Here is a 12,685-nt window from a genome sequence, read left to right as displayed (position 1 = left end):
TCCACCTGCAGATCTTCCATTACCCGCTCCGCAACCGACAACTGCCCTCGCCCACCATCAATCAGCAACAGATCAGGCAGCCGCCCCTCGCCCTTCTGCAACCGGGTGTAACGTCGCTCCAGCGCCTCGCCCATGGCGGCGTAGTCATCACCCCCGGTCTCACCGCGCATGTTGAAACGACGGTAATCCTGGCTGGCCGGTGCGCCCTCTTCAAAGACCACACAGCTGGCCACGGTGGATTCACCACTGGTGTGGCTGATATCAAAGCATTCCATCCGCCGTGGCGGCTCCTCCAGACCGAGGGCCTCGGCAAGGGCGTCCAGGGCCTGGCGCGCATGGCGGTCCGTGGCCAGGCGACTGGCAACGGCCTGGCTGGCATTTTCCGCTGCCATTTTCAGCCACCGGGCCCGATCACCGCGTACCCGATGCCGAATGCCAATCTTGTGTCCGGCCTTTTCGCTCAGTGTCGCTTCCAGAACCGCCGCGTCGGGAACAGCATGGGCGGTAATGATTTCCCGGGGAGCATCCCGGTCCAGATAGTATTGCGGCAGAAAGGCCGCGAGCACCTCGCGCTCTTCATGGTCCATGGACACCCGGGGAAAGAAGGTCTTGCTACCGAGGTTCCGACCGCCGCGAATATAGATGATGGCGACACAGAAGATATCGCCATGGCGGGCAACCGCAAGCACGTCGAAATCCCCCTGATCGCCGGTCACATACTGGCGTGCCTGGGCTTGTCTCAGCCTTGCCACCTGGTCTCGCAACTCCGCTGCTTTCTCGAAGGCCAAGGCCTCGGAGGCCGTTTCCATGCGGGCAATCAGGCGGTCAATGACGTCCTGATTGCGCCCTTCCAGGAAGAGCATGGCGTTTTCCACGTCGCGGGCGTATTCCTCCGCCGAAATATAGGCCACACACGGCGCCGTGCAGCGGTTGATCTGATACTGCAGACAGGGACGCGATCGGTTACGGAAAAAACTGTCGGTGCAGGGACGGAGCTTGAACAGCTTCTGCAATTCACTGATCGCGGCCCTCGCCGATGCCACGCTGGGATAGGGCCCAAAGAAACGTCCTTTCTCCCGGCGAGTGCCACGATAAAAGCTCAGCCGAGGATACGTGTGACCGGAGAGATGGATATAGGGATAGCTTTTGTCGTCCCGCATGAGCACGTTGTAGCGGGGACGATGGGCCTTGATGAGATTATTCTCCAGGATCAGGGCTTCGGTTTCGGTGTGAGTCACCGTCACCTCTACCCGCTCCACCTGGACCATCAGGGCACGGGTCTTGGGGCTGTCATGATTCTTGCGAAAATAACTGGCCACCCGCCGCTTGAGATTGCGGGCCTTGCCGACGTAGAGAATATCCCCCTGGGCAGACAACATGCGATACACCCCGGGTCCTGTTGTCAGGCTCCCGAGGAAGGCCTTGTGATCAAATTCCCCGGCTTCTTCACTCATTGATTCAGGGCAATAGATCTCGGGCTCTCGCCACGACTTGCTGGAACATTTTCTCTGTCAGGCGTCGGGTCTGGGTGTTGTAGCGGGAGCAATGATAGGAGTCCACCAGGCAAAGGGAATCATCCAGGCGATGCTCGGCCGCATGGGCGAAGGGGTAATCCTTTTGACGGCACCCTAGAACCCGCAGCACCGCTTCATGGGCGATCCGGCCCAGCGCCAGGACCACCCCCGGCCGCGGCAGTTCATCCAGCTCATGTCGCAGATACCCTGCACACTGCTTGATCTCACTGGCCACCGGCTTGTTCTCCGGTGGCAGACATTTGACGGCATTGGTAATGCGGCAGTGCTTCAAGCGCAGACCGTCATTGGCATGTTCGGACACCGCCTTATTGGACAGTCCCAGATCATGGAGCGTCTGATAGAGGAGAATTCCGGCGAAATCCCCGGTAAAGGGCCGGCCAGTGGCGTTTGCCCCATGCATGCCAGGCGCCAGACCGACGATCAGCAAGCGGGCGTTGCTGTCACCGAAGGGCGCGACCGGTGCGGCATGGTAGGAGGGGTATTCCTCGGCAACACCGTCCAGAAAGCTGCGAAGTCGCGGGCAGGCACGACAGTCAGGCCGGAAGGCCCGGGGACGAATGTTGTTCTGCCTGCCCATCAGGCCTTGCCGGGCTCGTCGGCATCCATGGGCCCCTCTTCCAGCAACCCGTGTCGGATGGCGAATCGAGCCAGGCCCACATCATTCTCAACATCGAGTTTCTGGAATAGACGATGCCGGTAGGTACTCACCGTCTTGGGACTGAGAAAGAGCTTGTCGGAAATGGACTGGACGCTGTGGCCCTGAATGATCATCAGCATGACCTGCAACTCCCGCTGGGAGAGCTGATCCAGCGGTGTGTCCTTGCCGCCGGACAACAGACTGTCCGCCAGCTTGCGGGCAATCTCTGCGGCGAGATAACGCTCACCGGCATGTACCCGACGGACGGCAGTGACGATCTCGTCCCCGGAGCAATCCTTGGTCAGATAACCCTGAGCGCCCGCTTCCATGAGTCGGGAGGGATAAGGATCGCTGGCATGCACGGACACCACAATGACCTTGGTCTCCGGCGCCACTGCCGCAATCTTCCGAGTCGCCTCCATGCCACCAATGCCGGGCATATTCACATCCATCAGGACCACATCCGGCTTCTCGCTGCGGGCCATGTCCACGGCCTCCTCGCCCGAGGACGCCTCGGCCAGAACCTCAATGCCGGTGGACTCATCCAGGATGTGGCGGATACCGGTACGAACCAGCGCATGGTCATCCACCAGTAGCACACGGATTGACATGACTTCGTCCCCTAAGGTCAATTCCATGGCGATGGAGCAATTCGGGCCTCCACCGCCGCTGCTGGCATCCACTGCCGATCCCAGAATGCCGCCTCCCCTGCGTCATCATCCTGTTCTATTCAGAACTAGCGCTTACTTCATGTTCTTGATGACCGCCTCACCAAAACCCGAGCAACCCACGAGAGTCGCCCCGGGGATCAGCTCCTGCACCGCTTCTTCCACATTGCGGCGGCTGGCCAAATCCCGCTTGGGTCTGCGAATCGCCTCTCGAAGCCTGGCCAGATCATAGGTCATGGTCTTACTCGAAATGGTGTCCCGCATGCCGTTCAGGATCTTGTCCGCAGCCTCGGTCCAGCCCATGTAGCGGAGCATCATTTCGGCTGACAGGATGATCGATCCAGGATTGACCCGGTCCTTGCCGGCAAAGCCCGGTGCCGTGCCATGGGTCGCCTCGAACACGGCCACGCCATCACCCACATTGCCGCCAGGTGCAATGCCGATCCCGCCAACCTGTGCCGCCAGGGCATCGGAAATATAGTCCCCATTGAGATTAAGCGTGGCGATGACATCATAATCTTCCGGACGCAGAAGAATCTGCTGCAGGAAATTATCCGCGATCACATCCTTGACCACGATCTTCTCGCCATTCCTGGGGTTGGTGAACTGACACCAGGGACCCCCGTCAATCAGCTCGGCCCCGAATTCTTCCTGGGCCACCTTGTAACCCCAGTCACAGAAGGCTCCTTCCGTGTACTTCATGATGTTGCCCTTGTGCACCAGCGTGACCGAGACCCGGTCATGCTCGATGGCGTAATTCAGGGCCTTGCGCACCAGGCGCTGGGATCCCTCCCGGGAAACGGGTTTGATACCGATGCCGGAACTGGACGGAAAGCGGATATTGGTGACATGCATCTCGCGGGTGAGAAAATCAATCACCCGGCGAACCTCGTCGCTGCCGGCGGGCCATTCAATCCCCGCATAGATATCCTCGGTGTTCTCCCGAAAGACCACCATGTCGGTCAACTCGGAAGTCTTGATGGGGGTGGACACCGGAGGGAAATACTGGATCGGCCGGACGCAGGCATAGAGGTCCAGAAACTGACGAATAGCGACGTTCAGAGAGCGGATACCGCCGCCAATGGGCGTTCCCAGCGGCCCCTTGATGGAAACCACGAAATCCTTGAGGGCATGGAGGGTGTCTTCCGGCAGGTTCTGCCCCTCGCCGTACTTTTCCAGGGCCTTTTCACCGGCAAAGACTTCCATCCAGTGGATGCGGCGCCTGTCCCCGTACGCCTTTTCCACGGCGGCATCCACAACGTTTTTCATGACCGGCGTGACATCGATGCCGATCCCGTCACCCTCGATAAAGGGGATGATGGGATGATCCGGCACCTCGATGCTGTTATCGGTATTGACCCGAATTCTCTCGCCCTGTTCGGGCACGTCAATCTTGTCAAACTTCATGGGGGCCCTCGCGTGCTCTGTCGGCGTCCTATCCTAGCACAGCGGCTCTATGACTGGGGCTCCCCGAAGCCCCGGCTCCCAGTCAAAAAAACGGGGCGGCGCCGAGCCGACCCGTCATTTCTGCTCCCGGTCCGAATATCAGGAAGCCACCTTGGTAGTTTGGGGCTTTTTATCCTCAAACTGCTCGTCTTCAGTGGAACCGCTGAGGGCGGTAATGGAGGATTTGCCACCGGCAATGGCCTGGCTCAGGGCGTCGAAGTAGCCGGTCCCCACCTCCCGCTGATGGCGAGTGGCGGTGTAGCCATCCTGTTCGGCGGCAAACTCATCTTCCTGCAGCTCCACATAGGCGGACATCTGCCGGTCCCGGTAGCCCTTGGCCAGCTGGAACATGCTGTGGCTGAGGGCATGGAAGCCGGCCAGGGTGATGAACTGGAACTTGTAGCCCATGGCCGCCAGTTCCTTCTGGAAGCGGGCGATGGTGTCATCGTCCAGATGCTTGCGCCAGTTGAAGGAAGGCGAGCAGTTGTAGGCCAGCATCTTGCCGGGATACTTGGCATGAATGGCCTCGGCGAAGCGGCGGGCCTCATCCAGGTCCGGGTGGGCCGTTTCGCACCACAGCAGATCCGCATGGGGCGCATAGGCCAGCCCGCGGGCAATGGCCTGATCGATCCCGGCGCGAACTTCGTGAAAGCCCTCGACCGTCCGCTTGCCGGTACAGAATGGCTGATCCCGTTCGTCCAGGTCGGAAGTCAGCAGACCGGCGGCGTTGGCGTCGGTACGGGCGATGATCAATGTGGGCACGCCCAGGGTGTCCGCGGCCAGGCGCGCCGCCGACAGCTTCTGGACCGCTTCCTGGGTGGGGACCAGCACCTTGCCACCCATGTGGCCGCACTTCTTGGCCGAGGCCAGTTGGTCTTCAAAATGAACACCGGCGGCGCCTGCCTCGATCATGTGCTTCATCAGCTCGTAGGCGTTGAGCACGCCACCAAAGCCTGCCTCGGCATCGGCCACGATGGGGGCATAGACGTCCTGATCATGCCGCCCTTCCATGCAGTTGATCTGATCCAGGCGCTGGAAGGCGCTGTTGATCCGACGCACCAGGTTGGGAACGCTGTCCACCGGATACAGAGACTGGTCCGGATACATCTGGCCAGCGGTATTGGCGTCCGCCGCAACCTGCCAGCCCGAGCAATAGATCGCCTTGAGGCCCGCCTTGACCTGTTGCATGGCCTGATTACCCGTCTGGGCCCCCAGGGCATTGACGAAATCCTCTTCCTTTAGGAGTTTCCACAGCTTTTCAGCCCCGCGACGGGCAAGGGTGTGCTCAATGGCCACATTGCCCCGCAGGCGGACCACCTCCTCCGGGCTGTAATCACGGACCACGCCTTCCCAGCGTGGATTGCTCTTCCAGTCCTGCTGGAGTTGATTGGCGTTGGGTCGTTGATCAGTCATGGATACCCCCTGTCAGGCGATGACGTCGTAGGCGTGCAAGGTCAGAAAATCGGCGAATTCCGGGCTTTCGGACAGTTGTCGGAACAATCTCGCCGCGTCTTCACAATGGCCTGTTTCCAGGCCCTTCTTTTCCGCCACCTTGAGCAGGCCTTCAAGGCTCTCCTCAAGGTGACTGGAAAACAGCTCCGGGGTGATCTGGCGACCGTCGTCCAGGACACCCCCGGGATGATGAATCCACTGCCACAGCTGGGAACGGGCAATCTCGGCGGTGGCCGCGTCCTCCATCAGGTTGCGGATGGGTACACAGCCCCGGCCGGCCAGCCAGGCGGCGGTATATTCAAGCCCTACATCAATATTGCCCCGCAGACCCTGCTCCGAAATGCTTCCCTCCGGATGGGCCAGCAGGGTTTCACGATCGACTGACAGTGCCGGATCACGGTAATGAAGCTGATTGGGCCGATCACCCAGGGCTTGATCGAAGATTCCCAGCGCCACCGGGATCAGGCCGGGATGGGCCACCCAGGTGCCATCATGGCCGTCTCCGGCTTCGCGTTCCTTGTCCGCGCGAACCTTCTCGAAGGCGGCTTCATTGGCCTGGCTGTCGTCCTTCACCGGGATCTGGGCCGCCATGCCCCCCATGGCCAGGGCACCGCGGCGGTGGCAGGTGTCGATCAACAGCTTCGAATAGGCACGCAGGAAGGGAACCGTCATGCCCACCTGCTCCCGGTCCGGCAGGACCCGGTCCGGATGGGCATGAAAGACCTTGATGTAACTGAAGATGTAATCCCAGCGGCCACAATTGAGACCGACGATGTGTTCCCGCATGGCGTGCAGGATTTCGTCCATCTGAAAGACCGCCGGCAGGGTTTCAATCAGAACCGTGGCCTTGATCGTCCCCCGCGCCAGTCCCAGACGGGATTCCGCCCAGGCGAAGATCTCGGACCACAGCGCCGCTTCCTGCCAGTGCTCCAGCTTGGGGATGTAGAACCAGGGGCCGGAGCCGCGCTTCAGCAGCTCATGGGCGTTATGGAAGCAATGCAGGCCGAAATCCAGCAAGGCACCCGGGAGAGGCGCCCCATCCAGATACAAATGCTTCTCCGGCAGATGCAGGCCGCGGACCCGAACGATCAATTCGGCACTGTCTTCGCGCAAGCGGTAGGCCTTGCCCCGCTCGTCCTCAAAATCGATCTGACGGCGGACCGCGTCATGGATATTGATCTGGCCGTGGATCATGTTCGACCAGGTGGGACTGGAGGCATCCTCGAAATCGGCCATGAACACCCGCGCCCCCGAATTCAGGCCGTTGATGATCATCTTTCGGTCCACTGGGCCGGTGATCTCAACCCGCCGGTCTTGCAGAACCGGGGGAATCTCGGCGATGGTCCAGTCCTGCTCCCGAATCGCACGGGTCTCGGGCAGAAAATCGGGCGCAGCCCCGCGATCAAATCTCGCCTGCCGGGCCTGTCTGGCTTCCAGCAGGGTCCAGATCCGGGGCCCGAAGCGCAGGCCAAGGTCCGCCACGAAGGCAAGGGCCTCCTCGCTGAGGATGTGGTCGCTGCCCGCAGGGGGATCGGCCTTGAATTCAAGAGCCGGAGCGGTACTCGGCGCGTCTGCGATGGACATGGCTGCAAGCCTCCTGTGATCTGACTTGCAGGCACAATAAAACGGCTGTTTAATATCGAACAATGCAATTATGCTTATTTGAAGTATTGCTATTGCTTATGATGGAGCGCCCCCATGAAACCCCGCAGCCGCCAGAATCGCCTCTCCCAGCTCCGCGGCTTCTGCACCACCGCACAGCTGGGCAGCATCAGTGCCGCCGCCGACAAGCTGGAGCTGAGCCAGCCCTCCGTTTCCATGCAGATTCAGGCCCTGGAAAAAGAATTCGGGGTCATGCTGTTCGAACGAAGGGGCCCCAAGATCAAGCTCACCCCCGAGGGTGAAGGCCTGCTGGAAATCGCCCTGCCCCTGGTTGAGGGCATGGAGACGCTGCCGGAGACCTTCGCTGCTCGTTGTGGCAACCCGGCCCATGGCGAGCTGGATATCGCCGCCGGTGAATCCACACTGCTCTATCTCCTGCCCCAGTTCGTGGAGCGCTTCGCCAATGACTACCCCGAGGTGCAATTCCGGCTGCACAATGTGACTGGCCGGGATGGTCTCAACATGCTGAGGGCGGACGAAGTGGATTTCGCTGTCGGTTCCATGGTGGATGTCCCCGACGACATCTCCTATCGCCCGATCTTCACTTACGACCCCATGTTGATTGCCGCGCCGCAACACCCCCTGGCGGCCCGGGACGAGCTCAGTCTCGACGACATCAGTCAATACGGGCTGATCCTGCCTCCCCGACACCTAAGCACTTGGCGGATGGTCAAATCCGTCTTTGAGCAACATGAACTGGATTACGAAGTCCGCCTGGAAGCCGGCGGCTGGGAAGTGATCAAGAAATACGTTGAACTCAACCTTGGCATCTCCATCGTTACCGATATCTGCCTCGATGGTAGCGAGAATTTGCATGTCCGCCCCATGGGACGCTACTTCAAGAGCCGGACCTATGGCGTGGTGACACGACGAGGCAAGTTCCTGACGCCCCAGGCCAAGGCCTTCATTCGGCTGATGGACAAGGATTTCTTCGGAGGATCGAGAGTATGAGCAAGCCCCGCATTGGTCTGGCATTGGGCAGTGGATCGGCTCGTGGCTGGTCCCACATCGGTGTCTTGCGTGGTCTGGCGGCGTTGGGAATCAAACCCGATGTGATTGCCGGCACCAGCATTGGCGCCCTGGTCGGGGCAGCTCATTCGGTAGATCAACTGGAAGAGCTGGAAGACTGGGTCAGTCATCTGGACAGGATGGACATCCTTCGCCTGCTGGACGCCCGTCTCAGTGGTGGCGGCTTCATGCGCGGTGACAAGCTCATGAAGGCCATTGGCAATCGGGTCGAAGACACCCGGATCGAGGAAATGGCCCAGCCCTTTGCCGCGGTTGCCACGGATCTTAACAGTGGCCGGGAGATCTGGCTTAGAGAGGGCTCCCTGCTGGAAGCGGTTCGCGCCTCCATTGCCCTGCCCGGCCTGTTCGCGCCGATCCGGCAAGGCGATCGCTGGCTGATTGACGGCGGCCTGGTCAACCCGGTGCCGGTCTCCCTGTGCCGGGCCATGGGGGCGGATGTCGTGATTGCCGTCAATCTGAATGGCGACATCATCGGACGCAACTTTGATCGCCGGGGAAAAGCGCCGGCGGTGTCGTCGTCCAGGGACGAAGGGGAATCGCCAGCGGATGACTTGCCATCATCCCACCATGGCGGCGCCCTCATGGGACGAGTGGTTGGACGCCTGAAGACCGGCCTGCGAGTGAGGCTGGATCACTTGATCTCATCCGTGGCCAGCCGGGAGGAAACCGATGAGCCCGGCCTGTTCGATGTCATGGCCGGCTCCATCAACGTGGTTCAGGACCGCATCACCCGCAGCCGAATGGCCGGCGATCCGCCGGATATCATGATCACCCCTCGCCTGGCCCATATCCGCCTGATGGAATTCGATCGCGCCCCCGAGGCGATCCAAGGTGGCCTCAAGGCAGTGGAACGGGTCCGGGATGAGCTGACGATGCTAAACAGCGGTTGAGGCCGGACTTCCGATCAAGCCACCCGATGAGTGCCATGACGAAGGCGGTAGCCAGCCACTCGCATGGCCAATTCCAGTGCCTGATCATAATTGAGACGCGGGTCCACCTGTGAGCGGTAGGCCCGCTCCAGATCCTTCTCTGTCAGGCCGCTAGCCCCACCCACGCACTCGGTGACATTTTCACCGGTCAGTTCAATGTGCACGCCACCCAGGTAGCTGCCAAGCTCCTGATGGATACGGAAGGCCTGTTCCAGCTCGGAGAAGACATTTTCCACCCGACGGGTCTTGTAGCCCGACTGGGTCTTTTCAGTGTTGCCGTGCATGGGATCACAGCTCCACAGTACCGTTCGACCGGTCTCACGGGCCGCTTCGATCAACGGCGGCAAACCCTCTTCGATCTTGCCGGCACCGAGCCGGTGAATCAGGGTCAACCGGCCCGGTTCATCCATGGGATCGAGGATTTCGATCAATTCACGCAAGTGCTCCGCCGACATCCCCGGCCCCACCTTGACCGCCACGGGGTTGGCTATGCCGCGGAAATACTCCACATGCGCCCCATCCACTTCGGCGGTGCGCATGCCGATCCAGGGGAAATGGGTGGACATATTGTACCAGCGCCCGTCCGGTCCCATGCGATGGGTCTGGGCCTGCTCATAAAGCAGATGCAGGGCTTCGTGACTGGTGAAGAAATCCACCCGGTCACTACCCGCCACCCGGCCACCGGCAATGGTTTCCATGAACTGCAGGGAATCCCGCACCGAATCCACGATCTGGCGGTATTCCTGCTCCATCGGTGAATGACGGACGAAATCCAGATCCCAGTTGTCGGGGCGATGGAGGTCGGCAAAGCCGCCGTCCACCAGGGCACGAATATGATTGAGGGTCAGCGCCGCGCGCTCGTAGCCGCGCAGCATCAGCTCGGGGTCCGGTTCACGGGCCTCGAAGCTGAATTCGGGCCGGTTCACCAGATCACCGCGATAACTCGGCAAGGTGACACCTTCTCGGGTCTCCATATCGGCCGACCGCGGCTTGGCGTACTGGCCGGCAATCCGGCCCACGCGGGTGACCCGCTTGCGCATGCCGGTCACCAGTACCAGGCTCATCTGCAGCAGGATCTTGAGCTTGTTGGCGATATTGTCGCCGGTGCAATCATCAAAGCTTTCCGCGCAATCGCCACCCTGAAGCAGGAAGCGCTCGCCACGGGCCGCCTCGGCAATCTGGGCCTTCAGGGCCTCGATTTCGCCAGGCGTCACCAACTGGGGCAGACGCCCCAGGCGACCAACAGCGGAATCAACCGCGGCTGCATCCCGATACTGGGGTTGCTGGCGGGCCGGCTTGTCCTGCCAGCCGTCGGGGCGCCAGTTTTCGCGGTGAGCGGCGGGTTTGCGGCTTTTCTGATTCATGTTTGGAATCTTACACCTATTCAGGGAAGACGGCCAAGGAAGGTATCGGCATATACCCTGCCAGAGGCGGCCCTGGCTGGCCTATTGCGGCCGTTCTTGGCACAATACGCATTATCCCGTCGGACGCCCGGGAACCAGGGGGGTTCCCGAATCTGATGCACCATCACCCTAAATTCGCCCACCGGCAGGCCCGTCGCTTTAGCTGCCTGCCGGCGACAGTCATTTTTCCGGGAGGAACCTGATGAGCAAGCTTGATCCCAAATCCATTCTCGCCGCCTTCGGCCTTGAAGCCGAAAACCCCGGCACCTACGCCGCCAAGTCCGGCTGGCTGGAAGACAAGAACGGTCGTTTCCTCGAATCCTACAATCCGGCCACCGGCGAACTGCTGGGCAAGGTCCGGGTGACCACCGAGGCCGAATACGAAACCGTGATTCGCGAAGCCAAGGAGCTGTTCCGCGAGTGGCGCAAGATCCCCGCCCCCCAGCGTGGCGAAGCGGTTCGCCTGATGGGTGAAGCCCTGCGTGAGCGCAAGGACGAGCTGGGTAGCCTGGTCTCCCTGGAAATGGGCAAGATCAAGCAGGAAGGCGACGGTGAAGTTCAGGAGATGATCGACATTGCCGATTTCGCCGTCGGCCAGTCCCGCATGCTCTACGGCATGACCACCCACTCCGAGCGCCCCGACCACCGTCTGTTCGAACAGTGGCATCCCCTCGGCCTGGTGGGCGTGATCACCGCCTTCAACTTCCCGGTGGCCGTGTGGTCCTGGAACACCTTCATTTCCGCGGTCTGCGGCAACACCAATGTGTGGAAGGGTTCGCCCAAGACCCCGCTGATTTCCGTGGCCGTGCAGAAGCTCTGCAATGAAGTCCTGGAAAAGAACGGCTTCCCCGCCATCTTCAGTCTGTTCACCGACGACACCAACGAACTGGCCAAGCGTTTCGTGGAAGACGAGCGGGTCAACCTGCTCTCCTTCACCGGCTCCAGTGAAGTGGCCAAGAAGGTGGCTCCCACCGTGGCCGGCCGTCTGGGCCGTTACCTGATCGAGGCCGGCGGCAACAACGCCATCATCGTCGACGAAACCGCCAACCTGGACATGGCCATTCCGGCCATCGCCTTCGGTGCCGTGGGTACCGCCGGCCAGCGTTGCACCTCCACCCGCCGCGTCATTGCCCACGAGAGCATCGTGGGCGAGCTGACCAAGAAGCTGGTGGGCGCCTACAAGACCGTGCGCATCGGCAATCCCCTGGACGCAGACACCCTGATGGGCCCGCTAGCCGATGAGACGGCCGTGAAGAACTACGAGGCAGCCATCGAGACCATCAAAGGCGAGAAGGATGCCGAGATTCTCTGCGGCGGCAAGCGCATCGACGGTGACGGGCATTTCGTCGAACCGACCATCGTCAAGGCCCGCAATGATATGGCCATCGTTCAGGCCGAGACCTTCGCGCCGATTCTCTACATCATGTCCTACAAGACCCTTGATGAGGCCATCGAGATGCAGAACGATGTGCCCCAGGGCCTGTCCTCGGCCATCTTCACCGACAAGCTGCAGAATGCCGAGCGTTACCTGTCCTGTGAAGGCAGTGACTGCGGCATCTCCAACGTCAACATCGGCACCTCCGGCGCCGAAATTGGCGGGGCCTTCGGCGGCGAAAAGGACACCGGCGGTGGCCGCGAGTCCGGCTCCGACGCCTGGAAGCAGTACATGCGCCGCCAGACCAACACGGTCAACTACGGCAGCGACCTGCCCCTGGCCCAGGGCATCAAGTTCGACCTGGGCTGATCCCCTCCTTCGGGATCACGAACGTGAAAAAGGCCCGCTTCGGCGGGCCTTTTTCATTCTGCCGCATTAGAGTCAGAATGGCTCCTGGGTGCTCTGGTCCCGAAATCGATGCTCGAGAAATCTCAAGCAGCGGTTCTGAAGACGAGTGTAGCGGGTCGCCCGGCGTGACAAGGCGGGGCT

At 61.0% G+C, this 12,685-nt stretch carries 10 protein-coding genes; 3 read left to right on the top strand and 7 right to left on the bottom strand.

Features of this window, described 5'->3' with window-relative positions; genetic code table 11:
* The 6 genes from uvrC to aceB form a co-directional block, all read right to left on the bottom strand.
* The coding region (uvrC, locus tag ACJWXQ_RS09075; protein ID WP_406672637.1) for an excinuclease ABC subunit UvrC at positions 1-1,454 on the bottom strand (1,454 nt) is incomplete at its 3' end.
* A gap of 4 nt (positions 1,455-1,458) precedes the next feature.
* Positions 1,459-2,112, bottom strand: a complete 654-nt coding sequence (locus tag ACJWXQ_RS09070) for a uracil-DNA glycosylase (RefSeq protein WP_346050938.1) — start codon at positions 2,110-2,112, stop codon at positions 1,459-1,461.
* Entirely contained in the window at positions 2,112-2,783 is a 672-nt protein-coding gene (gene uvrY, locus ACJWXQ_RS09065; protein WP_406672636.1) for a UvrY/SirA/GacA family response regulator transcription factor, read from the bottom strand. Before uvrY ends, ACJWXQ_RS09070 begins: the two co-directional genes overlap by 1 nt.
* 132 nt (positions 2,784-2,915) lie before the next feature.
* Positions 2,916-4,247, bottom strand: a complete 1,332-nt coding sequence (icd, locus tag ACJWXQ_RS09060; protein ID WP_346050940.1) for an NADP-dependent isocitrate dehydrogenase — start codon at positions 4,245-4,247, stop codon at positions 2,916-2,918.
* Positions 4,248-4,385: 138 nt separating this feature from the next.
* Positions 4,386-5,699 carry an isocitrate lyase gene (gene aceA, locus ACJWXQ_RS09055; RefSeq protein WP_346050941.1) on the bottom strand — a complete coding sequence of 438 codons (1,314 nt, stop codon included), beginning with the start codon at positions 5,697-5,699 and terminating at the stop codon, positions 4,386-4,388.
* Positions 5,700-5,711: 12 nt separating this feature from the next.
* Complete coding sequence (gene aceB / locus ACJWXQ_RS09050; protein ID WP_346050942.1) at positions 5,712-7,322, bottom strand: malate synthase A; 1,611 nt, start codon at positions 7,320-7,322, stop codon at positions 5,712-5,714.
* A 114-nt stretch (positions 7,323-7,436) separates the two neighbouring features.
* On the opposite strand from aceB, the gene ACJWXQ_RS09045 reads away from it, so the two are divergent.
* Together ACJWXQ_RS09045 and ACJWXQ_RS09040 are read left to right on the top strand one after the other, a co-directional pair.
* On the top strand, positions 7,437-8,351 hold the full coding sequence (locus tag ACJWXQ_RS09045) for a LysR family transcriptional regulator (RefSeq protein WP_406672635.1): 915 nt from the start codon (positions 7,437-7,439) through the stop codon (positions 8,349-8,351).
* On the top strand, positions 8,348-9,319 hold the full coding sequence (locus ACJWXQ_RS09040) for a patatin-like phospholipase family protein (RefSeq protein WP_346050944.1): 972 nt from the start codon (positions 8,348-8,350) through the stop codon (positions 9,317-9,319). The genes ACJWXQ_RS09045 and ACJWXQ_RS09040 overlap by 4 nt, the downstream gene beginning before the upstream one ends.
* 14 nt (positions 9,320-9,333) lie before the next feature.
* On the opposite strand, the gene ACJWXQ_RS09035 is transcribed toward ACJWXQ_RS09040, so the two are convergent.
* Positions 9,334-10,722 (bottom strand): class II 3-deoxy-7-phosphoheptulonate synthase, encoded by a 1,389-nt coding sequence (locus ACJWXQ_RS09035; RefSeq protein WP_346050945.1) that lies wholly within the window; start codon positions 10,720-10,722, stop codon positions 9,334-9,336.
* Between the two features lie 241 nt (positions 10,723-10,963).
* Here ACJWXQ_RS09035 and ACJWXQ_RS09030 point away from each other — a divergent pair, with 241 nt between their 5' ends.
* Entirely contained in the window at positions 10,964-12,505 is a 1,542-nt protein-coding gene (locus tag ACJWXQ_RS09030) for an aldehyde dehydrogenase family protein (protein ID WP_406672634.1), read from the top strand.
* Positions 12,506-12,685 lie beyond the last annotated feature (180 nt).

Origin of the sequence: Natronospira sp. (assembly GCF_007134575.1) — a bacterium.
Classification (GTDB): Bacteria; Pseudomonadota; Gammaproteobacteria; order Natronospirales; family Natronospiraceae; genus Natronospira; species Natronospira elongata.
Note: the sequence above shows the minus strand (reverse complement) of the source record. Positions and strands in the feature narration are given on the sequence as shown.

What these genes read in the sequence shown, in the direction of transcription:
- ACJWXQ_RS09070 (WP_346050938.1), bottom strand. Translation starts at nt 2,112, where the DNA reads ATGGGCAGGCAGAACAACATTCGTCCCCGGGCCTTCCGGCCTGACTGT.
- uvrY (WP_406672636.1), bottom strand. Translation starts at nt 2,783, where the DNA reads ATGTCAATCCGTGTGCTACTGGTGGATGACCATGCGCTGGTTCGTACC.
- icd (WP_346050940.1), bottom strand. Translation starts at nt 4,247, where the DNA reads ATGAAGTTTGACAAGATTGACGTGCCCGAACAGGGCGAGAGAATTCGG.
- aceA (WP_346050941.1), bottom strand. Translation starts at nt 5,699, where the DNA reads ATGACTGATCAACGACCCAACGCCAATCAACTCCAGCAGGACTGGAAG.
- aceB (WP_346050942.1), bottom strand. Translation starts at nt 7,322, where the DNA reads ATGTCCATCGCAGACGCGCCGAGTACCGCTCCGGCTCTTGAATTCAAG.
- ACJWXQ_RS09045 (WP_406672635.1), top strand. Translation starts at nt 7,437, where the DNA reads ATGAAACCCCGCAGCCGCCAGAATCGCCTCTCCCAGCTCCGCGGCTTC.
- ACJWXQ_RS09040 (WP_346050944.1), top strand. Translation starts at nt 8,348, where the DNA reads ATGAGCAAGCCCCGCATTGGTCTGGCATTGGGCAGTGGATCGGCTCGT.
- ACJWXQ_RS09035 (WP_346050945.1), bottom strand. Translation starts at nt 10,722, where the DNA reads ATGAATCAGAAAAGCCGCAAACCCGCCGCTCACCGCGAAAACTGGCGC.
- ACJWXQ_RS09030 (WP_406672634.1), top strand. Translation starts at nt 10,964, where the DNA reads ATGAGCAAGCTTGATCCCAAATCCATTCTCGCCGCCTTCGGCCTTGAA.